Raw genomic sequence first — 25,874 nt, 5'->3', positions numbered from 1 at the left:
GAACCCCAAGCGGGTCACAATTATAAACCTATCTGTTGTAAAATGGATAGGTTTTTTAGTTTTAGCATGTATATTTGCTATCCGAAAATGCGCACGTGGTGAAATTGGTAGACACGCCACCTTGAGGGGGTGGTGCCTTAACTGGTGTGGAAGTTCGAATCTTCTCGTGCGCACAAATAAAAAAGGCTGTGAAATCTAGTTTCACAGCCTTTTTTGCTTTATTGGAGATTTGTTTTAGTCGGCAAAAGCCATCAATAAATCTTGTTTTGTAATGATATGCGGTTCGTTTTTATCATCCAAAACCATTAATGCTTTATCTCCATGATTCATCATTGAAGAAATTGTATCCACAGTAGTGTTCATCGCAATAAATTTAAATGGATCATCCATTATTTCAGAGATGGGTCTATCGCGCAATTCTGGGTTTTCCACTAATTTATTTAAAAGCTTAGTATCAGAAATACTACCTACAAATTCTCCAGATTTAGTAACAGGTAATTGGGAAATGGATAATTCATCCAATAACCTTACCACTTCTCCAATTTTTTTATCACTATCTATAGTAATTAATTTGTAGCTTTTGCTTCTTTTTTTAATGATGTTTTTTGCAGTAGCATAATCATTGTTTTCAATGAATCCATGATCACGCATCCAATCATCATTATATATTTTACCCAAGTATCTGGTACCATGATCTGGTAAAATAATCACCATCAGGTCATCTTCTTTGAGATGTTCTTCTGCATATTCCAAAGCTCCGTGAACAGCTGAACCACATGACCAACCACAAAACAGACCTTCTTCTCTGGCTAATCTTCTAGTCATGATGGCGCCATCCTTATCAGTCACTTTCACAAAATGATCGATCATGGCGAAATCCACATTTTTAGGCAAAATATCTTCACCTATTCCTTCGGTTAGGTAAGGATAGATTTCTTTTTCGTCAAAGATTCCAGTTTCTTTATATTTCTTAAAAACAGATCCATATGAATCGATTCCAACACTTACAATTTCAGGATTTTGTTCTTTTAGATATCTGGATGTTCCACACATGGAACCACCTGTTCCAACTCCCGCAGCCCAATGTGTGATTTTACCATCAGTTTGCTCCCAAATTTCCGGTCCCGTGGTTTCATAATGCGCCTTTGTATTAGACATATTATCATATTGGTTCGGATAAATTGAATTAGGCGTTTCCTCATGGATTTTCTTGGCAACTGAATAATATGATCGTGGATCATCTGGGCTCACGTTGGTAGGGCAAACAATAACCTCAGCCCCCATTGCACGAAGAATGTCCATCTTTTCTTTAGACTGCTTATCCGCTAATGTGAAAACACATTTATAACCCTTAGAGATGGCGGCTAATGCCAATCCCATTCCAGTGTTACCTGACGTTCCTTCAATAATAGTACCCCCGGGTTTAAGTTTGCCTTCTTTTTCGGCATCTTCAACCATTTTGATCGCCATACGGTCTTTCATGGAGTTACCAGGATTGAAATATTCAACTTTAACCAGTATTGTACCTGGTATTCCTTTGTTGACTTTATTTAATTTTACCAATGGAGTATTGCCAATGGTCTCTATAATAGAGTTGTAGTACATTTTTTAATAGTTTGCTTTCCGCAAAGTTAGTTATTTATAATCATCATTGAAATGTGACGTATGTAATATTCATATTCTTTTAAGAAGAACAGTAAGTTTTATTGTGGCGTTATTTGTAGTGTATTTAATAACAAAGAGCTATGCAAAACCTTAACCCACAAATCGCATTTAAAATTAATGAGTTGTCTGACTATGGCTATAACAATAGTTTTCAGTTTGAAAATGGAGAATTAATTTTAAGAAAAGAAGAGGAGGACCGTAAGATTGAGAAACACTATGTTGCAGAACAGGTCTCAGTTGAAGCCGAATATTTATATGAGGATAAAGGTTCAGCCTTAATTACCTTTATGACCAATGATGGTGAATTAGGTTATGCCATTGATACTATGGACGCTACTGGTCAATTCCCCTTAATCAATTATTTTGAAGCTATTGAGGACTAAGTTTGCTTAACAATCTTTTATTGAATCCGTTGATTTCTATAAACAAATTATATTATTATGGATCCAATGAAAACAGTAGCTCAGAAAATAAATGAATTAAAACAGAATGGATATACAGAAGATTTCTTTTTTGAAAATGGAAGGCTTAAGACCGATAATGATTCATTTACGCAAGATGAGATTAAGGAAATAAAGGAATATAGGTTTGAAGGGAAATCAAACCCTGATGATTTGTCCATTTTATACCAAATAACTACTACCTCTGGAAAAAAGGGAACCATAGCAGATGGTTTTGGCCCCAATGCAAATCAGGAATTAACAGAATTTATATTACAGGCAGAATCTTAATTCTGCCTTTTTTGTGCTAAAAGATATAATACTGCCATTCTAATTGCCACGCCATTTTCAACTTGATTCAAAATAATTGATTGTTTTGAATCTGCCACATCACTACTGATTTCAACCCCTCTATTGATAGGGCCAGGGTGCATCACAATAATTTCTTTTCCTAAACCATCCAATAATTTCTTATTCACTCCATAATAAAGAGAATATTCTCTTAGAGAAGGGAAGTATTTTAATTGTTGTCTTTCGAGTTGTATTCTTAAAATATTGGCGATGTCACACCATTCCAGCGCTTCTTTTACATCCCAGCTAATTTTTACTCCCAATTCGGAAATATATCTTGGTAGAAGAGTGGCCGGGCCACAAACCATAACCTCTGCGCCAAGTTTTTTTAGTGCGTAAATATTTGATAATGCAACTCTTGAGTGTAAGATGTCTCCAATGATCGCAACTTTCTTTCCCTGAAGGTCTTGTATTTGCTCTCTTATGGAGTAGGTATCTAACAATGCTTGCGTAGGATGTTCGTGCGTCCCGTCCCCGGCATTAATTATATTAGCTTCAATATTTCTTGCCAGAAAATGTGCAGCACCCGGACTTGAATGTCTCATCACCACCATATCCACTTTCATAGATAGAATGTTGTTAACAGTATCCAATAGGGTTTCTCCTTTTTTCACAGAGCTGTTGGAAGAAGAAAAATTGACTACATCCGCAGATAATCTTTTCTCAGCCAATTCAAAGGATAACTTGGTCCTAGTAGAATTTTCGAAAAATATATTGGCAATGGTAATATCTCTGAGGGAGGGGACTTTTTTAATGGGTCTATTAATAACTTCTTTAAAATGGTCGGCAGTCTGAAAAATCAATTGAATATCTTCTGTTGTTAAGTCTTTGATACCCAATAAATGATTTACGCTTAAATTTGTCATTTTTCTTCGTTTGTCACTAACCAGATTTTGTCATTTTCTGCACCTTGGTCTGTCCATTCCACTAATACCCGTTGTGATTTGATGGTATTCACCCTTCTTCCAACATAGTCAGGTTGAATAGGTAAATCCCGTGTGTATTTTCGATCAATAAAAGTTAAAAGTTCCACCAATCTAGGCCTTCCAAATGCAATCATAGCATCTAAGGCCGCTCTGACAGTTCTTCCGGTAAAAAGCACGTCATCAATTAATATCACCTTTTTATCTTCTATAATAAATGGGATTTTGGTGGCATTTGCCTGTAGTGGAGTATCCCTTCTTCTAAAATCATCTCGATAGAATGTTGTATCCAATAGACCTAAAGGCAACTCTTTATTTAGACGTTCATTTAATCTTTTTTGGATTCTTTGAGCTAAAAATACACCCCTGGGTTGAAGCCCAATTAATACAGTGTTTTGAAAGTCTTTGTGGTTTTCAATCAGTTCTTCCACTAACCTATTGATGGTTATTTGAAGCAGATCGGTATCTAGGATAAGACGTTTTTCCATGGCGCTGGGGCAAAGATAGTAAACTAGCTAATTATTCGACCACGATTTTATTGATAAAAAATACTTTTCTGTTCAATTTTATGTCTTTGTCTTTTAAATTTTTTACTTTATTGACGCCATAAGCATAAAAGTTATTGCCATACCATTGTTTTAAGCCCTCTAATTCTTCATCGTTACTTTTCATTTCATCACTTTCATACATTAATTTTAAATCCTCAGTGTATTTGCCTTCAATTATTTCACTTTCTTTAATGACTTTTATTTTTAGCTCTTGGTTATATAAATAAAGCATTACAATCTCATTATCTAGAAATGCGAGATGGATGTGTTCTTCTAATTGAAAACTTTTCAAATCATTGATTTCAAAACTGTTGTCCCAAATTAATTTACCATTATCGTCAAAGGCTATTATTACAGCGTGAGTATATTTATAACCATCAAAGACTTGTGCTGACCTACCACCAATAAAAGGATCATAACTATTAAAAGAACCATACCCGTAGTTATAGTTCTTATTTGAATAGGTTGGATAATAAGCCTCACCGATCAAAATATTTTGATTGTCCTGCTTTACAATATCCTGAACAAATAGACGGTAACTGAATTTTAATTTTTTCCCCTTTATCTTTTTTCGAGCAATTTTTTTCATAATCCGGTTCTTCCGCCTTTCTTTCATGTAGTTAAAGAAGTTTTCAAGGTTGGCATAATTATAATAATTTATCTTTTCCTCACTTTCTTTATCGAAATCCGCCACATATATGCCCCTTGATGTTTCGGTTCTTCTTTTGATAGAGTATGTTCCTGCCAATAAATTCCCCCCCTCACTACTATTGACTATTCTACCATCAGTAAGACTTAAATCCTCTTTTGCTTGTAAGGTTTCATTAAAAATGGACTCTCCCATAGTGCTGAATGCCCTAACAGTTATTCCGTATCTTTTACTTGGTAATCGATCAGAAGTAATGACTCGAACCCAATCATCATCTGTTTTGGTCACGATTTGTAATAGTGAGCTTCTGTCATCATAGAAACCTGGTAATACTACCCCTTTTTTTGCCGTAAAATTGTACATCATGACAACAGTTCTCATATTGACATTGCCACCAAATATGACAGCATCATTTTTGGCTTCAAATTCTGTCAAGCTGATGGGGACTAAATTCTCATACAAATATGAATTAAAGGTATCACTATTGATTGAAAAAGTCAGGAATAGTAGGTCTTTTGCAAAATCATATCCCTCCTGAAAAAGCATTACAAATTGGCCATTATCATAACTATAGCCTTTAAATGAAAATTTATTATCAATTATTACCTCTTTTCTATTTACTTCCTGAAGACTTGTGTCAAGCCTAATAATTTCCCAAATATATTCGTTGTCTTCGGTTTGCTTATCCATTTCTTTAAATAAGAAAAGACCTTGTTCTTTTGCGGAAACGATATAGTATTCATCATTAAGATTGTCGATTTCAATTTCATATCTTAGAGGCTGCGAAATTTGACCTAATAATGAATTACAAAAAGTTAATAAAATTACCAGGAATATAAATTTTAAGTACATATTAAAAGTCATGATATTTAATTCAATCGTGATAACTTATCTCAATCTGTATTGTTAACATTAAAAAATACAGAAACTATCCATTATCCTTCTCAATATATCCTTTAATTTTACAAAAAATCAAGAAGCTTTGGAAAATAAACAAATTATAAAAATTTTAAAGAATACAGCCAAACTCATGGAGCTGCATGGCGAAAATGATTTTAAGGTTAAAAGTTATCAGTCCGCAGTAAATAGTTTGGAAAGACACAATAAAAGTCTTGCATTGATGTCTGTAGAGGATCTTCAAGGTATTGAAGGTGTTGGCAAAAGTTTGGCTCAGTCTATTTATCAAATTAATGAACAGGGTTCTTTTGAGCTTTTTGATGATTTAAGTGCCAAAACGCCCGAAGGAATTTTGGAGATGATGCAGTTGAGTGGTTTTGGTCCGAAGAAAATAAAATTGATATGGGAAAAATTAGAGATTGATAATCTTGAAGATTTATTAATTGCATGCAAAGAAAATAAAATAGCAGCTTTAAAAGGATTTGGTGAGAAAACCCAGATCAAGCTACAAGAAGCAGTAGAGTTTAAATTAAGCAAGAGAGGGTATATACATTATAGAGAAGCTGAAAAATTAGCCGAAATAATCATTGAAGAGCTTAAAGACTTGGAAGGAGTACAAGATGTTTCCGTTACGGCTGATGCTAGAAGAAAAATGGAGGTTATAAAACCTTTGGAATTGATAGTCGCAACTGAAAATAAGGCCAAGTTAATCCAATTTTTCGCCAAACATGAGGAATTTGAATTGGATAAGAAAAATTCAGGACCTTTGAGTTTAAAATTTCTTTATAAACCATCAAAGGCTGAAGTTAAGCTGATTTTTACTAATAAGGACCATTTCGTTAACGACTTATTTAAATCAACTGCCCATCCTAAGCATTTAAATTTTGAATTAGAGGATGGAAAAACTTTTAATTCTATTTTAAATGAAAAACTGTTTAATTCTGAGGAGGAAATCTATAAAGAAGCCGGCCTTCCATTTATAGTTGCTGAATTAAGAGAAGGTTTGTGGGAATTTGACTGGGCAAAGGATAATAATATCCCTGAATTATTGGAAATGAATGATTTGAAAGGGATCTTACATAATCACAGCACTTATAGTGACGGTAAAAATTCTTTGGAGGAAATGGCGCAATACTGTAAGGAATTAGGTTATGAATATCTTGGAATAAGCGATCATAGTAAAACGGCTACTTATGCCAATGGATTACAGGAATTCAGAATCAAAAAGCAACATGAAGAGATTGATGAATTAAATGAAAAGCTAGCCCCGTTCAAAATTTTTAAAGGGATTGAGTCTGATATATTAAATGATGGTTCTTTGGATTATGCCAATGATATACTAGAAAGCTTTGATTTCGTAGTTTCTTCTATACATTCTCCGCTTAATATGGATGAAAAAACAGCAACCAATAGGTTGTTAAATGCTATTGCTAATCCATTTACCACTATTTTGGGACACCCTACAGGTAGATTACTTCTGCAAAGAAAGGGTTACCCAATCAATCATAAAGCCATTATTGATGCTTGTGCTGAATATGGAGTGGTAATGGAGATAAATGCTCATCCATGGAGGCTGGACTTGGATTGGAGATATGTTCGATATGCTTTGGATAAAGGAGTACAAATTTCAATAAATCCTGATGCGCACGAAACAAATGGATATCACGATATGTATTATGGACTCTGCGTTGGCAGAAAAGCAGGCTTAACAGCTAAAGAAACTTTCAATGCCAAGAGTTTAGAAGAAATATCAAAATATTTCGAAGACCGTAAAAAGTCCGCACTTTCAAAAGTTTGAAATTTGAAGAACATTAAAAAAGTATTAATACTAAGGTTTTCATCAATAGGAGATATTGTGCTGACCACACCTGTTGTTAGAGCAATCAAACTTCAGTTAAATAATATTGAAGTTCATTATGCCACTAAAAAAGCCTTTGCCAATATTATGGAGAATAATCCTTATGTGGATAAAGTTCATCAATTTGAAGATGATTTGGGGGATTTGGTTCCTCGTTTAAAATCCGAAAAGTTTGATTATATAGTTGATTTACATAATAATCTTAGAACTAGGATAATAAAGCTAAGATTAGGATTACCTTCAAAATCATTTGATAAATTGAATTGGGAAAAGTGGTTGATGGTCAATATGAAAGTCAATAAGCTTCCCAATCTCCATATAGTTGACAGGTATTTGGAAGCGGCCTCGGAATTGGAGGTCAAAAAAGATCAATTCGGATTAGATTACTTTATTCCAGAAAAAGATGAAGTGGAAAAAGATTGGTTGCCAGAAACCCATCAAAAAGAATATGTGGCTTATGTGATTGGAGCACAACATAATACCAAAAAACTACCATTTAAACGTATGGTGGAATTATGTGATAAAATCAACAAGCCAATAATTTTGATAGGTGGGCCTGAGGATGCAACAATGGGAGAGAAGGTAGAGAAGTTTTTCGAGCAAACTGATGAATCTGCCGCATACGAAGAAAAGCTAACCGAAATGGGCAAGAAAGCCAAAATTTTTAATGCTTGCGGTAAATTTAATTTGAATCAATCTGCTTCATTGGTTAAGAATGCTACTTATGTTTTTACCCATGATACTGGGTTGATGCATATAGCGGCCGCATTTAAGAAGAATATATTTTGTATATGGGGAAATACGATTCCTATGTTTGGAATGTATCCTTATAAGACAAAATTCACGATTTTAGAAAATACCAAAGTAAATTGCAGGCCTTGTTCGAAAATAGGTTACCAAAAATGCCCAAAAGGACATTTTAACTGCATGAATAAAATAGTATTTGATTTTTGGTTGCCTTAGTAAAAGGCGTCTTCAATATGAAAGTAGTTATCTGGATTATTTAAATCAATACTTAAAACATCAAAGCGAATATCTTTTTGCCAATTTATTGCAAAAATATAATGCTCTGCCGCTTCCAGAATTTTATTGATTTTTGCCTGATTCACTCTTTCTTCCGGATAACCATGATTAAATGAATGTAATGCTTTTACTTCCACAAATATAAGGAGGTTGTTATGGAGCGTAATCACATCAATTTCGGCTCTTTTAAATCTATAATTTCTTTCTAAAATTTCATAACCTTTGGATTTCAGTATATTTATTGCAAAATCTTCTCCTTTATCTCCTATTTTTTTCGTGTTCATGCTAAAGATACCATTCTAATATTATATTTGTAAAATAATAAACTGAACTAAAAAATCATTGTGATAAACCTAATAAAAACTTTCCCTGAGCAACTTAAAGAAGCCTTGGAATTAACAAACCAAATTAACTCAGATGACTTTTCCAAAAATGACATCCGGCATATTGCCATCAGCGGTATGGGTGGGTCTGGGATTGGAGTACATCTCGTGAAAAGTATTGTGGAAGATCATTGTGAAATACCTGTCACTTTAATTCAAGGTTATAATTTACCTCATTGGCTAAATGAAAGCACTTTGTTTATTGCATGTTCATACAGTGGTAATACGGAAGAAACCCTGACTTTATTAGACTTGGCCAGCAAAAAAACCAAACTTATTTTTTCCGTAACAACAGGAGGAACTTTAAAATCCATTTCCGATCAAAATAAAATTCCACAATATAACTTTTCAGGTGAAGCGAAGTGCCCGCGAGCAGGACTAGCTTATCCGTCAGTATCAATATTAATGCTTATCCATAAATTAGGCTTTTGTCCAGGATTAAATATTGAACAAGAATTAAAATTTTCTACTGCCTTATTAGAAAAAATGCAGAATGAAATTCAGGAGGAAGCATCAAAATTGGCCATACGGTTAAAAGGTTTCTTCACTTTTTTGTATGCAGACCAAAAGTTTTTTCCAGCAGTATTAAGGTTTCAACAACAATTGGCCGAAAACAGCAAGCAGTTATCACATGCCCATGTTTTTCCGGAATTAAATCATAATGAATTAGTGGGTTGGAAGTTTCCCGAGGAGCATGTCAAAAACTCAAAAGCTATACTTTTAAGATCTGATTTTGATCATGATCGCAACCAAAAAAGAATGGACATAAGCCAATCAATTATTGCTGAAAAGGCAGAAGTAATTGAACTAATAGGAAAAGGAGAAAGTTTCACCCAGCAACTTTATTATTTTATTCATTTAATTGACTGGATAAGTTTCTATTTGGCAAAAGAAAACCAAATTGATCCATTCCCTGTTGATAATATTGATTTTTTAAAAAATAAATTGGCAGAGTAAATCGTGAATTTTAAGCTTAATAAAGAAACACAATTCCTTTCTTTGGGAATGATGGACTATAAAGAAGCCTGGGATTATCAGGAAGAATTATTTTTAAAAACCATTGAAATCAAAACAGCTAATCGCAAGATTGAGGAAGAAAGTCATCAAATAACCCCGAACTATCTTATTTTTTTGGAACATCCACATGTTTATACATTAGGAAAAAGTGGTTCTGAAAGTAATCTCCTCTTGGATGAGAATGGTTTAAAAGAAAAGAAAGCCACTTATTATAAGATAAATAGAGGAGGTGACATTACCTACCACGGCCCAGGGCAAATAGTGGGATATCCAATCTTAGATTTGGATAATTTTTTTACCGATATTCATAAATATTTAAGATTATTGGAAGAAGCAGTTATTCTTACTTTACAGGATTACGGAATAGAATCTGGTAGGATAAAAGGATTGACTGGTGTTTGGATTGATCATGAAGAGGGGGCAGAAAATCCCAGAAAAATATGTGCTTTGGGTGTAAAATCCAGCAGGTGGGTGACTATGCACGGATTTGCATTTAATGTCAATACGGATCTCAATTACTTTAAAAATATTATACCATGTGGGATAGACGATAAGGCAGTTACTTCTATGGAAGCCGAACTTGGAGAAAAGCAGGACATGACGGTAGTAAGCAATAAATTGAAGCAAAACATTGCAGATTTATTTGAAATGAAATTGTTGGAAGAATTATGAAGAAGGATATTGATTTTTCACCCGTTACAGGTGTGGAGTTAGTAATTACTCAATCAGAAAATGAAGGAAATGCTCAATGGGATGTTTATCTTATAAATAAAAATCTCATTGAATTAACTACGGTCATGATTACTTCAAAGGGTTATGGTAGAATAGATGGAGAAGAAAAGCAGACCTCTGTTTTGCGCCATATGATAGAAAAAGTGGAGGAACAAAGCTATGCACGCATTGAGCCAATTCAACCTGAGCTTTTTCAACTGAACAATGAATATTGGGTGAGTTATTTTATACTCGACCAGATTTTTGATAAGAAATTTGTCTTTGTCCCTGACAGTATTCAAAAAGAGAATCTTCAATATATTCCTGAATTGGATTTAATGGGAGTTCGTCATGCATAATCCATCTTATTGAAATTTAAATTTCAATTCTGTATATTGAATTTTTTAAACTTTCATATTATGAAATTCAATACTTTTTATCTTATCCTTTTTATAGTTTTTACTTTTTCCAATGGATTGGCGCAGATTAACGGTAAAAGCTGGAATACGGTTAAAACTGCTGGTCAAGGTGAACTTACTTGCGTTTATTATCAAACCCCTGGTTTGGTTTTTGAAGAAAATGGAAAGATGCAAGGGGTCTGTATTGATATTATGGTAGAGTTTAAGGGTTTTGTAAGTGATAAGTATAATGTTAACCTGACATTCAAATTTGAAAAAAGAATTCCCGTTTTTACTGACTTTATCAATACAGTTAGGAATGGTAAAAATATAATGGGGGTATGCAATACCAGTATCACCTCTGAAAGGAAACAGTATTTAAGTTTTAGTCCTGCATATATGAACAACCCTTCCGTATTACTTTCCAATCAAGATGCAGGGACACTGCGGGATTTTTCGAATATGGCTGATAATTTTGAAGGTTATAAGGCAGTGATTATTAAAGGTTCCACGCATGAAAAATACCTAAAGAAGATAGCTGATCAATACTATCCAAACTTGACTATTGAATATGCTAATTCTGGAACAGATGTGAATGCTAAATTAAGAAGTAATGCTAAATATTTCACCTTAATTGATTTTACGGAATACTTTGATGCAGTTAGAAAGAAAATGAACGTTACCAGACATCCTGTCCCTTTAAATGAATTGGAAGATCAACTAGGATTTATTTTTCCAAAAGGAAGTGATTGGGCAAAAGTATGGGAGGAGTTTTTAACGCCTTCTTTTAAAGAAAGCGTTAAATATAAAAAGATAGTAGCAGATAATTTAGGAACTGCATTTGTGAATTTAATCAGGTAATCAACTTTCCACAAGTTTTATTGAGGCTGAATTTATGCAATATCTTAATCCGGTAGGTTTAGGTCCATCCGGAAAAACATGACCGAGGTGTGCATCACAAACATTACATAGCACTTCAACTCTCACCATTCCGAAGCTAACATCTTTATGGTATTTGATTACATTATTTTCAATTGGCTCTGTAAAACTAGGCCAGCCTGAACTTGAGTCGAATTTTAATGTAGAATCAAAAAGGGAGGTGCCACAGCATCTGCAGGCATATTTTCCAGCTTCATGAGCTTCACAATATTCTCCGGTAAAAGCTCTTTCCGTTCCTTTCTTTCGCGTAACTCTAAATTCCTCATCGGTTAGGATGGATTTCCATTCCTCATCAGTTTTTTCCACTCTTTTTGGTGCTTGTGGACTACCATTGTTAGCGAATTTTATTACTTCGTTCCAGTTCATTTTTGAATGATTTTATTTATGAATATTAAACTGATGAAATGGAGCTATGTTTTGCTAAGTAAAATATTCTGGATGATATAATGTGTAGGCACAAAAAAAGGTTTCCCAAATTCGAGAAACCTTCATTCAATTAAATGATCTTAAAATGTATATTTATCAATTAAGCTAATTTCACATTCACTGCATTTAAACCCTTTTTTCCGTCTTGAAGTTCGTAAACAACTTCATCATTTTCTCTGATGTCATCAATTAGACCAGATACATGTACGAAATAATCTTGTTGTGTGCTCTCATCAATAATAAATCCAAAACCTTTTGAATCATTAAAGAATTTTACTGTTCCTTTATTCATTATAATAATTTTAATTTATGCAAAGCTACGGCTTTTATTTTCAATTACTATTGCTTTGCTATATTAATTTATATTTCTGTGGTTTTAGCTTACAGTGATATAACAAAAAGTACATTTAAATCGGGTGTTCGGATTATATTTCTATTATTTTTACGAAAAATATTTTTTGATATCTAATTAGTATGTCCAAAAGTTTCTGTTATCTATTCATTTTGTCTTTGATCATTAGCTCATGTACCAAGAACCAAAACTCTCAGTTTAATTCAGACTTTACCATAAAGTATATTGATAAAGTAAGCATTCCGAATGATCAGTTAATTGATAGTACTTTAATTGGGGGGCTTTCCTCTATAGACTATTTGGAAGGAAATAAATTTGTAGTAATATCTGATGACAGGTCTGAATTTTCGCCTGCTAGAATTTATGAAGTTCAGATTGATTTTGACTCAAGTGGTATAACGGATTTTATTTTCAATAAGACCACCTTATTGAAGAATAAAGACAGCTTATCTTTTAAGGAAAATGAAATGGATCCAGAATCCATAAGGTATAGAAAATCAACTGATACTTATTTTTATACAAGTGAAGGAGGAAGAACAGAGGATTGGATTGATCCTTTTATTTGGGAGATTAATAGGAGTGGGGAATTTATTTCTGAAGTAGAAGTACCAGATATTTTTCAATTTAGTGATGAAACAGGTTTAAGAGTAAATGGTGGTTTCGAAAGTTTAAGTTTTGAGAATGACACTATCATTTGGTATGCTAATGAATTGCCTTTAAAGGAGGATGGAGAAGTGGCCAGCTTTGAAGCTGGGGATTTTCCAGTGCGTTTAGTACGACATGATATTAAAAATAATAATGTGCTTAATCAATATGCTTATAAAATCAGTCATTTGAATGAAAAACCTATACCTGAAGATGGATTTTTCATCAATTCTGTGCCTGAAATATTATTCATTGATGATAACAGGCTTTGGGTAATGGAAAGGTCCTACACCAAAGGAATTGGAAATTTTGTCAAGTTATTTGAAATTAATTTAGACAATGCCACAGATATTATGGAAATTAAAGCACTGGCCGAGGCTGATTATAAGGCAGTTTCAAAAAATATGATCCTTGATTTTTCGGACTACAATCACAAAATCGATAATATAGAAGGAATGACTTTTGGCCCTGATTTTCCGGACGGTAGTAAAAGCTTGATATTTATTTCAGATGATAATTTTAATAAGGAGCAGGAAACGCAGTTGTGGTTGTTTTCAGTAAAGGGATTAAATTAGATAATTTTAAATACGATATACTTTCGTTTTCTTTACACGTTTACGTTATTATATATCCTAAACCATGATAATATGAGCTTTTTATCAAAATTTCTTAACAGTTCAGGTATTTTGGAAAATTCCAAAATAATGGAAGACTATGACCAACTTTTTCTTGATAATGAAGAAATAGAGGTAGGCTTTAAACTCATTGAGGACATCTTTATTTTCACCAATAAACGATTGATTGTAATTGAAAGGAAGAAGGATCAAGAGGATATTCTTGCCTATACGTCTTTACCATATTCTCAAATTTCTTATTTCACTGTAGAGGCCAAAAAGTCCTTTGATCTAAAATCAGTTCTTAAAATTTGGCTTAGTGGACAATCAGAAGTTGTTGTAGAAAAAGAATTTAATAAGTCGGTAGATGTTTATGAAGTTCAGAAAATGTTGGCTGATCATGTTTTATAGTAAATGCTTGTAAAAGGATTTTTGATTAAGCCACACACCTATCAAACCGTGTGTAGCCTAATCAAAGTTGATTATCTTTATTTTAATTCTATATCATAAATCCCAAATCTCCTTTTTAATTCCATACTGCCTAATAGGTCTTTGGACTTAATTTCTTTTAGGCTTAGCTGTCTTGTCGCCTCATCCGAACCTGCTAAATAAATAATAGCCTCTCTCAATAATTTTTCATTGACATCTCCTAATTCCAACTTGATCAATGAATTATCTCTTAGAGGGATATCAGGATAAAATCCTAAGTCATAATCGGACTGGTTTAGGCTGTTAAAAGATTTGGTAATAATAGGTTGCATACCCCATGTATTGTCAGGATTGTTCTCCTCATAAAAGCTGGTTGAACCAACATTCTTTCCTACTGTAGTATCACCTATAATAAAAGTTTCCATAAATGGATTCAAGCCGTTTATCAGAAGTTCAGATGCGGAGGCTGTTCTAGATGAGGTCAACACGGTTAGCTGAGGACTTTGCAGGTTAGCCCCAATGTTTTGGGTTTTACTCACAAATTTTCTATTTAATGATTCTTCCCCATATTCATCTATTAATGCCTGTTTCAACCCTTCGTTATAATCCCTTTTCACAAAAATATCTTGCTCGGTGATATTGGAGCCTATTAGGCTGGCCAGGTTTATGGTTGCTCTTTCAGCTCCGCCACTGTTATACCTTAAATCAAGGACAAGATGATCGATTCCCTCTGCTTTAAATTTCTCGAATATTTGATCCATCTCCTCGGCATATTTTGCACTGTCGGTGTCTATTCCAACTGAAAATAAATTATAGACATAATATCCTATTTTTTTACCATTTCGAGTGTAAACTGTGTCTAAGTGGTTCGGGTTTTCGGCAAATTCTATGGCACTTAGCTCGAAATCTCCAATTTCCTCAAATTGCTCGAGTTCAAAGTCATATCGTTCTATTGTTAGCTTATGATTTTGACTTAGGTTATTTAATTGATCTCTATAATTATCTAAAGTCAATGTACCTCCATTGATTTTAGTAAATAAATCGCCCCTTTTAAGGCCTACTTGTTCCGCTGGTGATCCTTTTTTCACGTAAGCAATTTGTCCAACCACGCCATTCTCATTGTTAGGGTCATTATATAGAATAAATTCATAACCCGACTCTAATGTGATTCCTTGAAGAGAATTAAGTAATTCTTGAAAATTAGGCTGTATCCAAGAAAATCTGTCTTGATTTGAAAGTAGGCTGTAAAAATAATCATCAGGACTTTCTCCGTTGATATTTTTATCAGGCAAATCCTGAGTCCAATAATAGTAGAGGTTCAGGTTGTCATAAATCCAATTGTTCACATATTCATTAGTGCCTTTTTCAAATTCCTCGGGTTCAGGCTCCTCTTCCCGGCAAGATGAAATGATGATGATGCTGAATAGCATTACATAACCGAAAAGACTTTTCAAATTTACCATATTATATTGTTGTTATTGTAATAATTTAAATTTCTAATTTAAGAAAAAAGTTCCGTTAGCAGTATAATAGGATTGGGATATTAATTTAAAATTATCCGAATTATGAATAGCTTTAAAATATCCGCCTCTAGGGCTTAATTGCCTTGATTCAAGTTTGGATTTTCCCAATTTTGTTGCCCAGAAATCTACCAAAACTGCTTGAGTTGAGCCGGTAGCATGATCTTCTAATTGTTGAACATGAGGAACAATAGTTCTGCAAACGAAGTCATCATTTTGCATTGAAGGGGCTGTCACTGAATACCCGAATACATCTATTTTCCGTAATGCATCAAAATCAGGTTTCATATTAGCTAGGCTCTTTTCATTTTCTAGTAGTACGATATGTTTGTTTTCCGTTGAATAGTATTCGATTATCTTTTGACCTAAAGCTTTTTCTAAACCTTCGGGAGGGCTTTGTATTTTACTTCTTTGAATATTTTTTAAAATTATGTAATGTTCAGTGTCTGAATTTTTGTCTGCTTCTATTATCGTTTTTCCTTTTATAAGTTTGAAACCATTCACCAAAGCTAATTCTGTGAATTCTTGAGATAAGAATACAGTGGCTGCCATAGCACCATGGCCACATAATCCAATTTCAGCATCTGGGGCAAACCATCTAATTTGAAATTCATTTTCTTGATCTGTCCTCCAAAGAAAGGTAGTTGCAGGTTGTTGCAATTCAGTGGCAATTGATTGTAGTTTATCATCTGACAATTCTTGATTAAGAAGAATTACAGCAGAAGGATTGCCTAATGTTTTGGTTTCCAAATTGGAGAAAACATTGATTATAGAGAAAGGAAATGTCGAATTCATAGAGAAAGGTGTTAAAGTAAAATTACAAGTAAAAAAAGAACAGCAAGTAAAATGGCGATCCATTTAAGATTTTTTTGGTAGCCACTACTTGGGAATTCATATTGACAAATCGGACAAACTTGAGCATCCTTTTCAATCATCATAGCACAAGAAGGACATTTTTTTTTCATTATTTCTTGATTGGTTTTATTATAATGGTGCTATTTAATGTTTCTATTGATGAATTTCAAAAATAGGAAAAATAAATACTCAAAAAATATTGATTACGCTTGTAAATATTGTATAGAATTCATACATTCATATTAACGAGTCGGGAGTAGTTTTCTCCCAAACGTTATCAAGAGGTAGGATTAATGGTGAAATACCGCCATTATCACCCCAAAGGCGAGTTTAAGCTCGCCTTTTGATTTTTATGGGGTAGTAACTTTTAAAGAATTAATTCTCTTTATTTTCAGAATTTTCTTCTTTATCTTTTTTCTTGTCTTTCTTTGGTTCTTCTGGTGGGCTGTCTAAAATATTTCCGTATTCATCAACATATGCAATCATATCATCCAAATTGCCTCCTTTAGATTGTTCTTTGCGCAATTCTTTCTTTTCTTGCTTCTCTTCTTTTTTCTTCATGCGCTTTTTCTCTTTTTGTTTTTTGATAAAGCTATTTTGTGATCTTGCCATAAAGTAGGGTTTTAATTAATAGTGTAAGACAAGTATTCTACTTGAATATAAATACCCCTTTTGTAGGAGTTCAAAGTAGGGAAACCATGGGAAGGTATCTTAAAAAGATAGATGCAAATGGTCAAACTGGCTTTGAGAAGATACAAAGCTACCAAAAAGCTTTTAAAATAACTATTATTTTAAAAAATCGGCTGATTAGTATCCTTGTATTGCTAAGCGATAAGTTTTACTTTTGGTTCATATTAAACAGTAATAATTTGAAAAGATTTCAAACAATAGAAGAAGAATTGGCCAATAGTCTTACACATGGCTTTGGAATATTATTTAGTGTAGTTGCTATTTCGCTTCTTATTACATTTTCTGTTTTGGAAGGAAGTGTCTTGCATATAATAAGTAGTAGTTTTTTTGGTGGCGCATTTTTATTGATGTACACATTTTCAACTCTATATCATGCAATTCAGCATCAAAAGACAAAATCTATTTTAAGGGTATTTGACCATATTAGTATTTATTTTTTAATTGCAGGAACCTATACACCCTTTTTAATCTTGGGAATAGGCGGTACGATGGGCTGGATAATGTTTGGCATTGTATGGGGTATTGCCTTATTCGGAACTGTCTTTAAGATCTTTTTCACACATCGATTTCCTAAGCTTTCGTTAATACTTTATTTGGGAATGGGATGGATTGCTATTTTTATTGCAAAACCGCTATATGAAGAATTATCAACTACAGTTCTCTTATTATTGATAGGTGGTGGGCTAAGCTATACTCTGGGGACAATTTTTTATACAAACCATAAAATGCATTATGCCCATGCCATTTGGCATGTTTTCGTGTTAATAGGTACGATAACACATTTTATAGCTGTTATGTATTTATTATAAGAATATCAGAAATCTGTTTCCCTTATATTTAATAATTTTTTGATGGCTTCCATGGTTTTGGTCTCCATATCGTGAATAAACCCATCAGCCATTATTACTTCCTGTAAATCATTCATAATCCTATTGGCATTGATATTATCATTTTTGTAATGAAGGTAATTATGATAGATGATGTGATTGATATCAGAGTCAGATAGTTCCTCATATTCATCCTTCAGGCTCACAAACTTGGACCTAAGTTGATCCATATCCTCAATATCTGGAAAGTAATCTTCCATTTTTGAAAGAATAACTTCTATTTCAGATCCCTTTAAGCTATAGTCTGAGCTTCCTACATGGATGAGTAGGAATAAAATAAAGCTTTCGTAATTCTTAAAAATATGATGCTTGTCCATTTCTTAGTTATGTTTATGTAAATCTAAGCTTTTTAAGAATAAAAAAATAAAAAAGGCTTTGTCAATCGACAAAGCCTTAATTTTCTTCTTTGAAATGGTGAAATTACATCATTCCACCCATTCCGCCCATGCCACCTGGCATTCCGCCACCTTGCATACCGCCACCAGCATCTTCTTCCTCTTCATCTGCCACTACACATTCTGTAGTTAACAATAATCCGGAGATTGAGGCCGCGTTTTCCAAGGCCAGACGAGTCACTTTAGTTGGGTCTATAACACCTACTTTAAATAAATTCTCAAATTTACCAGTACGTGCGTTATATCCATAATCATCTTTTCCTTCTAATACTTTGTTGATGATCACTGATCCTTCTTGGCCAGCATTTTCAACAATTGTTCTTAGAGGAGATTCAAGAGCTAATCTGATGATGTTTACACCTGTTTCTTGGTCTTCGTTTTCTACATCTACTTTGTCAAGTGATTTGATAGCTCTTAATAAAGCTATACCACCACCGGCAACAATTCCTTCTTGAACTGCAGCTCTTGTAGCATGTAATGCATCATCTACTCTATCTTTCTTCTCTTTCATTTCTACTTCTGTAGCGGCACCAATGTAAAGTATGGCTACCCCACCTGACAATTTAGCCAAACGCTCTTGTAACTTTTCTTTGTCATAATCAGAAGTAGTATTCTCCATTTGAGATTTGATTTGACTCACTCTCGCTTGAATATCTTCTTTTTTACCAGCTCCATTAACAATAGTAGTATTGTCTTTGTCGATAGTGATTTTCTCAGCAGTTCCAAGGTAATCTAAAGTAGCGCCATCTAATTTATAGCCTCTTTCTTCAGAAATTACAGTTCCACCAGTTAAGATCGCGATGTCTTCTAACATAGCTTTTCTTCTATCTCCAAAACCTGGAGCTTTAACAGCAGCAATTTTTAAAGAACCTCTTATTTTGTTTACTACTAAAGTAGCTAAAGCTTCACCTTCTACTTCTTCAGAGATAATCAATAAAGGCTTGCCAGTTTGAGAAACTGCCTCTAAGATTGGAAGCAATTCTTTCATGCTACCAATTTTCTTATCATAAATTAAGATATAAGGATTGTCTAATTCAGCTTCCATTTTTTCTGTGTTAGTCACGAAATACGGAGACTGATATCCTCTGTCAAACTGCATACCTTCAACAGTTTTAACTTCAGTTTCAGTACCTCTGGCTTCCTCAACTGTGATTACGCCATCCTTACCCACTTTATCCATTGCTTCGGCAATCATTTTACCGATAGTAGCATCGTTGTTAGCAGAAATTGTTCCTACTTGCTCAATTTCGTTGCTGTTGGAAATGTCCTTAGATTGTTTTCTTAAGTTTTCAACAACAACTTTTACTGCTTTCTCAATACCTCTTTTTAAGTCCATTGGGTTGGCACCCGCAGTAACGTTTTTCAAACCGTGTTTGAAAATTGATTGAGCTAATACAGTTGCAGTTGTAGTACCATCACCTGCTTCGTCAGCAGTTTTAGAAGCAACCTCTTTCACAAGCTGAGCGCCCATGTTTTCAATTGCATCTTTCAATTCGATTTCTTTCGCTACAGAAACACCATCTTTGGTAACAGTAGGAGCACCGAATTTTTTATCGATAATAACGTTTCTACCTTTTGGTCCTAAGGTAACTTTTACTGCGTTCGCTAATTTGTCAACGCCTTTTCTTAAGCCGTCTCTAGCTTTTAGGTCAAATGAAATATCCTTTGCCATAGTTTTATAATTTTTTAGTTAATTTTTAAATAGTACCGAAGATGTCGGAATTCCTCATGATTAAATACTCTTTGCCTTCTAAAGTAAATTCTGTTCCGGAATATTTACCGTATAATACAGAATCACCAACCTTAACGGTTACAGGAGCATCATCTTTTCCTGGCCCCACGGCAATTACAGTACCTTGTTGCGGTTTTTCCTTCGCTGTGTCAGGAATAATAATACCGGAGGCTGTTTTTTCTTCTACAGGAGCTGGTTCCACTAGAACCCTATCCTCGTTTGGTTTAAATGATACGTTTGACATTTTAGTTATTATTTATGTATTGATTTTTAATTTATCTGAGTTGCTGATATCATTAAATGTGCCACTTCTTAAAGTGTGTCAAAATTGCAGGCTTTTTATTTAAAAAATGTCATGTAATATTATTCAAATTATTCTTTGTGAATTTTTGACAGATTTTCACTATATTTCTATGTCAGTTTAAGTATAAAATTGAATGAACATGGAAAAATTATCAGATGATTGGATCACCAAAGGCACTTTAGATTTCGAATATAAGAAGTACATTTTATTGGCATACTTACAGCATGTGAGTAAAGCTTTTGAGCAACATAAACTCTATCCCACTTTTGCTGATTTAATCATGCATTACAAAAATGCGGCTCAGCTTAAAGAAGGGAAACAAAAACTATTGAAATCTTTTCCGAAGAAATTAACCGAGCTCGATTTAAAAAATTTTAGAATGTTTTTTAAATCTAAAGTTGAAGAAGATGTGCAACTTAAAGAATTGGAAGATATTATTGATTTTACAATGGATAAATTACAGGGTCATATTGCTATAGGTAAAGATATTTTCGATGAGGTAGAGCAACATCTTATTATCGAGCCGGTAGGGGTAAAGGCAATAGAAGAAAATGAAGGCTTGTTATTAATTGACCCTCAATATGATCCCTTTTATCATATTTACCAATATAGAATTTCAATTTTCGAGGCGGCCGAAGAAAAATTTAGAGGGCTTCAAACTGTATTCATTGAAAAAATCAGAAAGTCGATTGGGACTACATTGGAACAACTTAAAATCCAAGTTTTGAAAAATATCCAGCTAGTGAGTAATTATTCTGCCTTTAGGGTGGTAGCATTGCAACCTTATCCTTACGAGGAAACATTGTTACCTATCGTCAAGAGAAGTTTTTCCAGTTATTTGGAGAAATCTCAAAATTGAATCCGATTCATTACCATTAAACATTTAGTTTGTCCTTTTACGTACTTTGATTAGTAAATCAGCTTGGGTTTATATAATTTCACTTATCTCAAAGAATAAACCACAAAGCACTAGGCTTTGTATTTATGTTTATATAACCCTAAAACTAAACGATATGAAAAAAGTACTTTCCCTTTTCCTGCTGTTTTTTATAAGCTGGAATTTACAGGCACAAGAAAATTTAGATTACCAGAAGCCCCCTAAAGAAATTCTGGACTTGGTGGATGCGCCATTAGCGCCATCTGTTTTAATTGATAAAAAAGGCGAAAATGTAATTTTAATTTATAGGGATCCTTACAAATCAATAGCTGAGCTTTCTGAGGAAGAATTAAGACTAGGTGGTTTAAGGATTAACCCTAAAACTAATATTGGAAGCAGAACTCGCTATTATAATAATATCCAAATCAAAAAAGCACTGAAAGACAATATTAAACAAGTAGAAGGTTTGCCCGAAAATCCAAGATTGGCAAACTTCAATTGGTCCCCTGATCAAAAAATGATTGCTTTTACCCATACTACTTCAACTGGAGTGGAAATTTGGTTGCTTAATATAAGTGAAAATAAAGTTTCCCGTTTGATGGAGGCTACGGCTAATGCCAATATGGGAAATCCCATTGAATGGAAGAAAGATAATTCCGGACTTTTGGTCAAAGTTTTACCTGAAGATAGAAAAGAGTTAATTGATACGGATGAATCTATTCCATCTGGTCCTGTGATTTCTGTGAGCGATGGTGAAAAAGCACAAAATAGGACCTATCAGGATTTATTAAGCAACCCGAATGACGAATTCAATTTTCAGCAATTGGCCTTATCTAAAATTGTATCATTGGATTTAAATGGAAATCAAAAAGAGTTTTTGCCTACCGCCATGTATTCAGGAATTTCTTTTTCCCCAAATGGACAGTATGTGATGGTGAGTAAAATTAAAACACCTTTTTCCTACCTAGTCCCATACTATAGGTTTCCGAGTGAAACCAATATTTATAATATGGATGGTGAATTAGTCAGTCAAGTCAACGATGTCCCACTTCAAGAAGTATTACCTAAAGGCTTTATGTCAGTGAGAACCGGAAGAAGAAGCATGACATGGAGAAATGATAAACCAGCTACATTAATATATGCTATGGCTTTGGATGAAGGTGATCCTGAAAATGAGGTGGAATATAGGGATGAGGTTTATCAATTAGAAGCCCCTTTTAAAGGTGATGGAGAATCATTATTGAAGACCATCAATAGATATCGTTATATTCAATGGGGAAGTGATGATTTAGCTATTGCTCATGATTATTGGTGGAATACCCGAAACATGAAAGCTTATATATTCAATCCTTCTAACAATGAGCAAGAGCCAGAAGTATTATTTGATAGAAACTATCAAGATAGCTACAGTGATCCGGGAAGTTTTGTGACTACCAAAAACGATTTTAATGAATATGTTATTGAAATGGATGGAAATAAAGTTTTTCTAATGGGAGACGGCTATACACCAGAGGGACAATTTCCTTTTATAGATGAGATTAATTTAAAAACTAAAAAGACCACCAGGCTTTATGAATCAAAATATACAGATAAGCTGGAAAATCTGTATTCTTCTATTGATATGAAGAAAGGAAATGTACTTGTAAGGATAGAAGCTCAAACAGAATATCCTAACTATTATTTCCGAAATATTAGGAAGAAAAATGACTTGAAGCAAATTACTTCTTTTGATAATCCGTTCAAAAGTATGCAAGATGTTCACAAAGAAGTGATTAGTTATAAGAGGGAGGATGGTTTGTCATTGGATGGAACATTGTATCTACCTGTAGGCTATGACAAAACTAAAAAGGAGAAAATGCCTATGATTTTATGGGCTTATCCTCGTGAGTATAAAGATAAAAGCAGTGCTGGACAAAATACTTCCAATCCAAATGAATTTATTTATCCGTATTATGGCAGTCCGATATATTGGGTGACCCAAGGATATGTAGTGCTAGATGGCGCAGCATTTCCTATAGTTGGAGAAGGAGAGGAGGAGCCAAACGACACCTTTAGAAAGCAATTAGTATCAAATGCAAAGGCGGCAATTGATGCTGTGGATGAATTGGGTTATATCGATAGAGAAAGAGTTGCTGTGGGAGGCCATTCTTACGGGGCTTTTATGGTGGCCAATCTGCTGTCTCATTCCAACTTATTCGCTGCTGGGATTGCCAGAAGTGGTGCTTATAACCGAACCCTAACTCCCTTTGGTTTCCAGAGTGAAGAGCGTTCATATTGGGATTCTCCTGAGACTTATTATAATATGTCACCTTTTATGCATGCCGATAAAATGGATACTCCCTTATTATTGATTCATGGGCAAGCCGATAATAATTCAGGAACTTATCCTTTGCAAAGTGAGCGATATTTCAATGCCTTGAAAGGATTGGGAGCCACGGCTCGTTTAGTGATGTTGCCTAAGGAAAGTCATGGCTACAGTGCAAAGGAAAGTATATTGCACATGCTATGGGAACAACACGAGTGGTTGGAGAAGTACGTTAAAAATAAAACAGAAGATTCTAAAGGAGAAGGAAATTCTAAATAGTTAGAATCATTTGATAGGTATATTATTGAATCCTTTACCCATGATCTTGGGTAAAGGATTTTTTTATAGCTTTAGAAAATATATTCCACTTATATTTTGATTAAAAGAACTATAGCCCTACATTTGCAATCCAATTTTGACAAAGAACTAATCATGGCAGGAACAAGTCTTAAAAGAAAAGCAAGAAGAAACAGAGTAGTAGCAAAACAAAGGGTAACTAGTATCCAAAAATTGCAACAGCAGCCTGTTATCAAAAATGTTGATATAGAAGCAATAAAAGCAGAATTCGCTAAAGCAGATAAGAAAAAACCTGCTGCTAAGAAAGAGGAGACTGCAAAAGCTGAAAAGAAAGCAGAAGCACCAAAGGCTGAGAAAAAAGAGGAAACTCCAAAAGCAAAAAAGGCAGCTCCAAAAAAGAAAGCGGCTCCTAAAAAGGAAGAAGCTAAAACTGAAGATAAGCCAAAAGCTTCTAAGAAAAAAGAAGATAAGAAAGAGGACTAATACCTTTTCTTTTTGCAGATATAAAAAAAAAGCGAACATCAGTTCGCTTTTTTTGTTTGTAGGTACTAAATTATAAGTCTTATAAACCCACTCCATGGCTAAAGCTATTTTAGAAGCGATAAATATCTCTAAATCATTTGATAAGCCTATTCTTTCAAAAATAAATTTGAAAATAAGGGAAAGCGAAACCCATGTGGTGATGGGGAAGAGTGGCGAAGGTAAATCGACTTTGCTGAAAATTTTAGCCGGACTGACTGCTTCTGATAGTGGGGAAGTCATTTTTGAAGGAGAAGAACTAGATAATCCTGAGGAGGTATTGGTTGCAGGGCATGAGGAATTGGCTTATGTAGCACAAAACTTTAATCTACTGCACAATCGAACTGTTCTGGAGAATTTAAAAGATGCACTATTAGCTTTTAAGGACGATTTTGCTGAGCAACAGATCCAACAATTGCTTCAATTAATGAGACTGGAAGAAGTTAAAGCCCATAAAATCGAAAAGTTATCAGGTGGTGAAAAACAAAGGTTGGCAATTGCCAGAGCATTAGCCACTCAACCCGCAGTTTTGCTTTTGGATGAGCCTTTTACTCAACTTGATTTCCCAACTCGGCAAGTCCTTTTGGATGCCATTAAGGAAGTTAAATCAGAATTTGATACCAGTATTATTTTAGTCAGTCATAATCTTTATGAAGCTTTTTATTTAGCAGATCAGGTTCATATTCTTAAAAATGGGAAAATAATCAGAACGGATAATCCTAAATCTATTTATCAAATCCCTAAGTTCTTATCTGTGGCTAATTTGCTAAATGAAGCAACAATGCTTCCTAAAGGTGCTTTAGGGAAATGGCAGAAGAATTTAATGGGGATATGGAGCGAAAATATCTCAATTGAAAAGGAGGGGAGTTCTGGTTCAAATTATTCTTTAAAATTGGAACTTACCGAGAAGCTATTTATTGGTAATTACTACCGTTATCAATTCCAATTTTCTAATCCAGAAAAAATAGTCGTAAAATCTACACAATCAGAATATGAGATTGGAAAGAAATATCATGTCATATTCAATGAACAATATTTATTTGAGTTGATTGAAGATTGATTTTTTTATTATCTGAGTCCCTCTATATTGCTACTTCATAAATAAATCGTACCTTTGCAATCCGTTCAGGTGAACGGGCTTATCTGAGTAGATAAGTATTTGTAAACCAAAACGATGGCAATCTTGGCTCGGATTGACATTGTAATTAAAGAGCCCTGACACATT

Annotated in this window: 29 protein-coding genes and 2 tRNA genes (1 of these 31 only partly in view); 17 read left to right on the top strand and 14 right to left on the bottom strand. The window is 33.9% G+C overall.

The window, feature by feature from the left end; genetic code table 11:
- Both ACFE0M_RS10680 and ACFE0M_RS10675 read left to right on the top strand, forming a co-directional pair.
- Nucleotides 1-17, top strand: a tRNA-Lys gene (locus ACFE0M_RS10680) (it extends 156 nt beyond the left edge of the window).
- A gap of 72 nt (nucleotides 18-89) precedes the next feature.
- Nucleotides 90-173, top strand: a tRNA-Leu gene (locus tag ACFE0M_RS10675).
- A 61-nt stretch (nucleotides 174-234) separates the two neighbouring features.
- Here ACFE0M_RS10675 and ACFE0M_RS10670 read toward each other — a convergent pair.
- Nucleotides 235-1,605 carry a cystathionine beta-synthase gene (locus ACFE0M_RS10670; protein WP_434545751.1) on the bottom strand — a complete coding sequence of 457 codons (1,371 nt, stop codon included), beginning with the start codon at nucleotides 1,603-1,605 and terminating at the stop codon, nucleotides 235-237.
- A 140-nt stretch (nucleotides 1,606-1,745) separates the two neighbouring features.
- On the opposite strand from ACFE0M_RS10670, the gene ACFE0M_RS10665 reads away from it, so the two are divergent.
- Together ACFE0M_RS10665 and ACFE0M_RS10660 are read left to right on the top strand one after the other, a co-directional pair.
- Nucleotides 1,746-2,048 carry a hypothetical protein gene (locus ACFE0M_RS10665; RefSeq protein ID WP_434545750.1) on the top strand — a complete coding sequence of 101 codons (303 nt, stop codon included), beginning with the start codon at nucleotides 1,746-1,748 and terminating at the stop codon, nucleotides 2,046-2,048.
- A gap of 57 nt (nucleotides 2,049-2,105) precedes the next feature.
- Complete coding sequence (locus ACFE0M_RS10660; protein ID WP_434545749.1) at nucleotides 2,106-2,396, top strand: hypothetical protein; 291 nt, start codon at nucleotides 2,106-2,108, stop codon at nucleotides 2,394-2,396.
- On the opposite strand, the gene ACFE0M_RS10655 is transcribed toward ACFE0M_RS10660, so the two are convergent.
- Genes ACFE0M_RS10655 through ACFE0M_RS10645 form a run of 3 tightly spaced genes read right to left on the bottom strand, consistent with a single transcriptional unit; the run spans nucleotide 2,393 to nucleotide 5,428 of the window.
- Nucleotides 2,393-3,322: an aspartate carbamoyltransferase catalytic subunit gene (locus ACFE0M_RS10655; RefSeq protein WP_434545748.1), complete on the bottom strand. Its 930-nt coding sequence runs from the start codon at nucleotides 3,320-3,322 to the stop codon at nucleotides 2,393-2,395. The two genes, ACFE0M_RS10660 and ACFE0M_RS10655, sit on opposite strands and share 4 nt — an antisense overlap.
- Nucleotides 3,319-3,867, bottom strand: coding sequence for a bifunctional pyr operon transcriptional regulator/uracil phosphoribosyltransferase PyrR (pyrR, locus tag ACFE0M_RS10650; RefSeq protein ID WP_434545747.1), 549 nt, complete (start codon nucleotides 3,865-3,867; stop codon nucleotides 3,319-3,321). The genes ACFE0M_RS10655 and pyrR overlap by 4 nt, the downstream gene beginning before the upstream one ends.
- Nucleotides 3,868-3,898: 31 nt before the next feature.
- Nucleotides 3,899-5,428, bottom strand: a complete 1,530-nt coding sequence (locus ACFE0M_RS10645) for a hypothetical protein (protein WP_434545746.1) — start codon at nucleotides 5,426-5,428, stop codon at nucleotides 3,899-3,901.
- Between the two features lie 130 nt (nucleotides 5,429-5,558).
- On the opposite strand from ACFE0M_RS10645, the gene polX reads away from it, so the two are divergent.
- Nucleotides 5,559-7,271 carry a DNA polymerase/3'-5' exonuclease PolX gene (gene polX / locus ACFE0M_RS10640; RefSeq protein WP_434545745.1) on the top strand — a complete coding sequence of 571 codons (1,713 nt, stop codon included), beginning with the start codon at nucleotides 5,559-5,561 and terminating at the stop codon, nucleotides 7,269-7,271.
- Nucleotides 7,272-7,274: 3 nt separating this feature from the next.
- The gene (locus tag ACFE0M_RS10635; RefSeq protein ID WP_434545744.1) at nucleotides 7,275-8,294 is read left to right on the top strand and encodes a glycosyltransferase family 9 protein; all 1,020 of its coding nucleotides are present in this window, start codon (nucleotides 7,275-7,277) and stop codon (nucleotides 8,292-8,294) included.
- Here the strand turns inward: ACFE0M_RS10635 and ACFE0M_RS10630 are convergent.
- The gene (locus ACFE0M_RS10630) at nucleotides 8,291-8,638 is read right to left on the bottom strand and encodes a YraN family protein (protein WP_434545743.1); all 348 of its coding nucleotides are present in this window, start codon (nucleotides 8,636-8,638) and stop codon (nucleotides 8,291-8,293) included. The genes ACFE0M_RS10635 and ACFE0M_RS10630 overlap by 4 nt on opposite strands.
- Before the next feature lie 60 nt (nucleotides 8,639-8,698).
- Between ACFE0M_RS10630 and ACFE0M_RS10625 the strand changes: the two genes are divergently transcribed.
- Genes ACFE0M_RS10625 through ACFE0M_RS10610 form a run of 4 tightly spaced genes read left to right on the top strand, consistent with a single transcriptional unit; the run spans nucleotide 8,699 to nucleotide 11,724 of the window.
- Nucleotides 8,699-9,694, top strand: coding sequence for an SIS domain-containing protein (locus ACFE0M_RS10625; protein WP_434545742.1), 996 nt, complete (start codon nucleotides 8,699-8,701; stop codon nucleotides 9,692-9,694).
- A gap of 3 nt (nucleotides 9,695-9,697) precedes the next feature.
- Nucleotides 9,698-10,426: a lipoyl(octanoyl) transferase LipB gene (lipB, locus tag ACFE0M_RS10620; RefSeq protein ID WP_434545741.1), complete on the top strand. Its 729-nt coding sequence runs from the start codon at nucleotides 9,698-9,700 to the stop codon at nucleotides 10,424-10,426.
- On the top strand, nucleotides 10,423-10,824 hold the full coding sequence (locus ACFE0M_RS10615; protein WP_434545740.1) for a hypothetical protein: 402 nt from the start codon (nucleotides 10,423-10,425) through the stop codon (nucleotides 10,822-10,824). Before lipB ends, ACFE0M_RS10615 begins: the two co-directional genes overlap by 4 nt.
- A 60-nt stretch (nucleotides 10,825-10,884) precedes the next feature.
- Nucleotides 10,885-11,724: a substrate-binding periplasmic protein gene (locus ACFE0M_RS10610; RefSeq protein ID WP_434545739.1), complete on the top strand. Its 840-nt coding sequence runs from the start codon at nucleotides 10,885-10,887 to the stop codon at nucleotides 11,722-11,724.
- Here ACFE0M_RS10610 and msrB read toward each other — a convergent pair whose 3' ends face one another.
- Together msrB and ACFE0M_RS10600 are read right to left on the bottom strand one after the other, a co-directional pair.
- Nucleotides 11,725-12,168, bottom strand: a complete 444-nt coding sequence (gene msrB, locus ACFE0M_RS10605; RefSeq protein WP_434545738.1) for a peptide-methionine (R)-S-oxide reductase MsrB — start codon at nucleotides 12,166-12,168, stop codon at nucleotides 11,725-11,727.
- 160 nt (nucleotides 12,169-12,328) lie between these two features.
- Complete coding sequence (locus tag ACFE0M_RS10600; RefSeq protein WP_013452942.1) at nucleotides 12,329-12,520, bottom strand: cold-shock protein; 192 nt, start codon at nucleotides 12,518-12,520, stop codon at nucleotides 12,329-12,331.
- A gap of 182 nt (nucleotides 12,521-12,702) precedes the next feature.
- Here ACFE0M_RS10600 and ACFE0M_RS10595 point away from each other — a divergent pair, with 182 nt between their 5' ends.
- Both ACFE0M_RS10595 and ACFE0M_RS10590 read left to right on the top strand, forming a co-directional pair.
- The gene (locus tag ACFE0M_RS10595) at nucleotides 12,703-13,800 is read left to right on the top strand and encodes an esterase-like activity of phytase family protein (RefSeq protein ID WP_434545737.1); all 1,098 of its coding nucleotides are present in this window, start codon (nucleotides 12,703-12,705) and stop codon (nucleotides 13,798-13,800) included.
- A gap of 72 nt (nucleotides 13,801-13,872) precedes the next feature.
- On the top strand, nucleotides 13,873-14,250 hold the full coding sequence (locus ACFE0M_RS10590; protein ID WP_434545736.1) for a PH domain-containing protein: 378 nt from the start codon (nucleotides 13,873-13,875) through the stop codon (nucleotides 14,248-14,250).
- A gap of 77 nt (nucleotides 14,251-14,327) precedes the next feature.
- Here the strand turns inward: ACFE0M_RS10590 and ACFE0M_RS10585 are convergent, their stop codons facing one another.
- The 4 genes from ACFE0M_RS10585 to ACFE0M_RS10570 form a co-directional block, all read right to left on the bottom strand.
- Entirely contained in the window at nucleotides 14,328-15,731 is a 1,404-nt protein-coding gene (locus ACFE0M_RS10585) for a S41 family peptidase (protein WP_434545735.1), read from the bottom strand.
- Nucleotides 15,732-15,764: 33 nt separating this feature from the next.
- A complete protein-coding gene (locus tag ACFE0M_RS10580; protein ID WP_434545734.1) occupies nucleotides 15,765-16,583 on the bottom strand; it encodes a PhzF family phenazine biosynthesis protein in 819 nt (272 codons plus the stop codon).
- A gap of 11 nt (nucleotides 16,584-16,594) precedes the next feature.
- Nucleotides 16,595-16,753 (bottom strand): zinc ribbon domain-containing protein, encoded by a 159-nt coding sequence (locus ACFE0M_RS10575; RefSeq protein ID WP_434545733.1) that lies wholly within the window; start codon nucleotides 16,751-16,753, stop codon nucleotides 16,595-16,597.
- A gap of 265 nt (nucleotides 16,754-17,018) precedes the next feature.
- Nucleotides 17,019-17,255: a cold-shock protein gene (locus ACFE0M_RS10570; RefSeq protein WP_434545732.1), complete on the bottom strand. Its 237-nt coding sequence runs from the start codon at nucleotides 17,253-17,255 to the stop codon at nucleotides 17,019-17,021.
- 86 nt (nucleotides 17,256-17,341) lie between these two features.
- Here ACFE0M_RS10570 and trhA point away from each other — a divergent pair, with 86 nt between their 5' ends.
- Nucleotides 17,342-18,142, top strand: coding sequence for a PAQR family membrane homeostasis protein TrhA (trhA, locus tag ACFE0M_RS10565; protein ID WP_434545731.1), 801 nt, complete (start codon nucleotides 17,342-17,344; stop codon nucleotides 18,140-18,142).
- A gap of 5 nt (nucleotides 18,143-18,147) precedes the next feature.
- Here the strand turns inward: trhA and ACFE0M_RS10560 are convergent, their stop codons facing one another.
- The 3 genes from ACFE0M_RS10560 to ACFE0M_RS10550 form a co-directional block, all read right to left on the bottom strand.
- Nucleotides 18,148-18,537 carry a TerB family tellurite resistance protein gene (locus tag ACFE0M_RS10560; RefSeq protein ID WP_434545730.1) on the bottom strand — a complete coding sequence of 130 codons (390 nt, stop codon included), beginning with the start codon at nucleotides 18,535-18,537 and terminating at the stop codon, nucleotides 18,148-18,150.
- Nucleotides 18,538-18,640: 103 nt separating this feature from the next.
- On the bottom strand, nucleotides 18,641-20,287 hold the full coding sequence (groL, locus tag ACFE0M_RS10555; RefSeq protein ID WP_434545729.1) for a chaperonin GroEL: 1,647 nt from the start codon (nucleotides 20,285-20,287) through the stop codon (nucleotides 18,641-18,643).
- A 25-nt stretch (nucleotides 20,288-20,312) separates the two neighbouring features.
- Entirely contained in the window at nucleotides 20,313-20,591 is a 279-nt protein-coding gene (locus ACFE0M_RS10550; protein WP_434545728.1) for a co-chaperone GroES, read from the bottom strand.
- A 199-nt stretch (nucleotides 20,592-20,790) separates the two neighbouring features.
- Here ACFE0M_RS10550 and ACFE0M_RS10545 point away from each other — a divergent pair, with 199 nt between their 5' ends.
- The 4 genes from ACFE0M_RS10545 (at nucleotide 20,791) to ACFE0M_RS10530 (ending at nucleotide 25,709) form a co-directional block, all read left to right on the top strand.
- On the top strand, nucleotides 20,791-21,510 hold the full coding sequence (locus ACFE0M_RS10545; RefSeq protein WP_434545727.1) for a hypothetical protein: 720 nt from the start codon (nucleotides 20,791-20,793) through the stop codon (nucleotides 21,508-21,510).
- A 154-nt stretch (nucleotides 21,511-21,664) separates the two neighbouring features.
- Nucleotides 21,665-24,112 (top strand): alpha/beta hydrolase family protein, encoded by a 2,448-nt coding sequence (locus tag ACFE0M_RS10540; protein WP_434545726.1) that lies wholly within the window; start codon nucleotides 21,665-21,667, stop codon nucleotides 24,110-24,112.
- Between the two features lie 153 nt (nucleotides 24,113-24,265).
- A complete protein-coding gene (locus ACFE0M_RS10535) occupies nucleotides 24,266-24,613 on the top strand; it encodes a hypothetical protein (RefSeq protein WP_434545725.1) in 348 nt (115 codons plus the stop codon).
- A 94-nt stretch (nucleotides 24,614-24,707) separates the two neighbouring features.
- Nucleotides 24,708-25,709: an ABC transporter ATP-binding protein gene (locus ACFE0M_RS10530; RefSeq protein WP_434545724.1), complete on the top strand. Its 1,002-nt coding sequence runs from the start codon at nucleotides 24,708-24,710 to the stop codon at nucleotides 25,707-25,709.
- The last annotated feature ends 165 nt before the right edge of the window (nucleotides 25,710-25,874 follow it).

Origin of the sequence: Marivirga sp., assembly GCF_051117495.1 — a bacterium.
In the GTDB taxonomy this organism is placed as follows: Bacteria; Bacteroidota; Bacteroidia; order Cytophagales; family Cyclobacteriaceae; genus Marivirga.
Note: the sequence above shows the minus strand (reverse complement) of the source record. Positions and strands in the feature narration are given on the sequence as shown.

What these genes read in the sequence shown, in the direction of transcription:
- ACFE0M_RS10670 (WP_434545751.1), bottom strand. Translation starts at nt 1,605, where the DNA reads ATGTACTACAACTCTATTATAGAGACCATTGGCAATACTCCATTGGTA.
- ACFE0M_RS10665 (WP_434545750.1), top strand. Translation starts at nt 1,746, where the DNA reads ATGCAAAACCTTAACCCACAAATCGCATTTAAAATTAATGAGTTGTCT.
- ACFE0M_RS10660 (WP_434545749.1), top strand. Translation starts at nt 2,106, where the DNA reads ATGGATCCAATGAAAACAGTAGCTCAGAAAATAAATGAATTAAAACAG.
- ACFE0M_RS10655 (WP_434545748.1), bottom strand. Translation starts at nt 3,322, where the DNA reads ATGACAAATTTAAGCGTAAATCATTTATTGGGTATCAAAGACTTAACA.
- pyrR (WP_434545747.1), bottom strand. Translation starts at nt 3,867, where the DNA reads ATGGAAAAACGTCTTATCCTAGATACCGATCTGCTTCAAATAACCATC.
- ACFE0M_RS10645 (WP_434545746.1), bottom strand. Translation starts at nt 5,428, where the DNA reads ATGTACTTAAAATTTATATTCCTGGTAATTTTATTAACTTTTTGTAAT.
- ACFE0M_RS10630 (WP_434545743.1), bottom strand. Translation starts at nt 8,638, where the DNA reads ATGAACACGAAAAAAATAGGAGATAAAGGAGAAGATTTTGCAATAAAT.
- ACFE0M_RS10615 (WP_434545740.1), top strand. Translation starts at nt 10,423, where the DNA reads ATGAAGAAGGATATTGATTTTTCACCCGTTACAGGTGTGGAGTTAGTA.
- ACFE0M_RS10610 (WP_434545739.1), top strand. Translation starts at nt 10,885, where the DNA reads ATGAAATTCAATACTTTTTATCTTATCCTTTTTATAGTTTTTACTTTT.
- msrB (WP_434545738.1), bottom strand. Translation starts at nt 12,168, where the DNA reads ATGAACTGGAACGAAGTAATAAAATTCGCTAACAATGGTAGTCCACAA.
- ACFE0M_RS10600 (WP_013452942.1), bottom strand. Translation starts at nt 12,520, where the DNA reads ATGAATAAAGGAACAGTAAAATTCTTTAATGATTCAAAAGGTTTTGGA.
- ACFE0M_RS10595 (WP_434545737.1), top strand. Translation starts at nt 12,703, where the DNA reads ATGTCCAAAAGTTTCTGTTATCTATTCATTTTGTCTTTGATCATTAGC.
- ACFE0M_RS10590 (WP_434545736.1), top strand. Translation starts at nt 13,873, where the DNA reads ATGAGCTTTTTATCAAAATTTCTTAACAGTTCAGGTATTTTGGAAAAT.
- ACFE0M_RS10585 (WP_434545735.1), bottom strand. Translation starts at nt 15,731, where the DNA reads ATGGTAAATTTGAAAAGTCTTTTCGGTTATGTAATGCTATTCAGCATC.
- ACFE0M_RS10580 (WP_434545734.1), bottom strand. Translation starts at nt 16,583, where the DNA reads ATGAATTCGACATTTCCTTTCTCTATAATCAATGTTTTCTCCAATTTG.
- ACFE0M_RS10575 (WP_434545733.1), bottom strand. Translation starts at nt 16,753, where the DNA reads ATGAAAAAAAAATGTCCTTCTTGTGCTATGATGATTGAAAAGGATGCT.
- ACFE0M_RS10570 (WP_434545732.1), bottom strand. Translation starts at nt 17,255, where the DNA reads ATGGCAAGATCACAAAATAGCTTTATCAAAAAACAAAAAGAGAAAAAG.
- trhA (WP_434545731.1), top strand. Translation starts at nt 17,342, where the DNA reads ATGGGAAGGTATCTTAAAAAGATAGATGCAAATGGTCAAACTGGCTTT.
- ACFE0M_RS10560 (WP_434545730.1), bottom strand. Translation starts at nt 18,537, where the DNA reads ATGGACAAGCATCATATTTTTAAGAATTACGAAAGCTTTATTTTATTC.
- groL (WP_434545729.1), bottom strand. Translation starts at nt 20,287, where the DNA reads ATGGCAAAGGATATTTCATTTGACCTAAAAGCTAGAGACGGCTTAAGA.
- ACFE0M_RS10550 (WP_434545728.1), bottom strand. Translation starts at nt 20,591, where the DNA reads ATGTCAAACGTATCATTTAAACCAAACGAGGATAGGGTTCTAGTGGAA.
- ACFE0M_RS10545 (WP_434545727.1), top strand. Translation starts at nt 20,791, where the DNA reads ATGGAAAAATTATCAGATGATTGGATCACCAAAGGCACTTTAGATTTC.
- ACFE0M_RS10540 (WP_434545726.1), top strand. Translation starts at nt 21,665, where the DNA reads ATGAAAAAAGTACTTTCCCTTTTCCTGCTGTTTTTTATAAGCTGGAAT.
- ACFE0M_RS10535 (WP_434545725.1), top strand. Translation starts at nt 24,266, where the DNA reads ATGGCAGGAACAAGTCTTAAAAGAAAAGCAAGAAGAAACAGAGTAGTA.
- ACFE0M_RS10530 (WP_434545724.1), top strand. Translation starts at nt 24,708, where the DNA reads ATGGCTAAAGCTATTTTAGAAGCGATAAATATCTCTAAATCATTTGAT.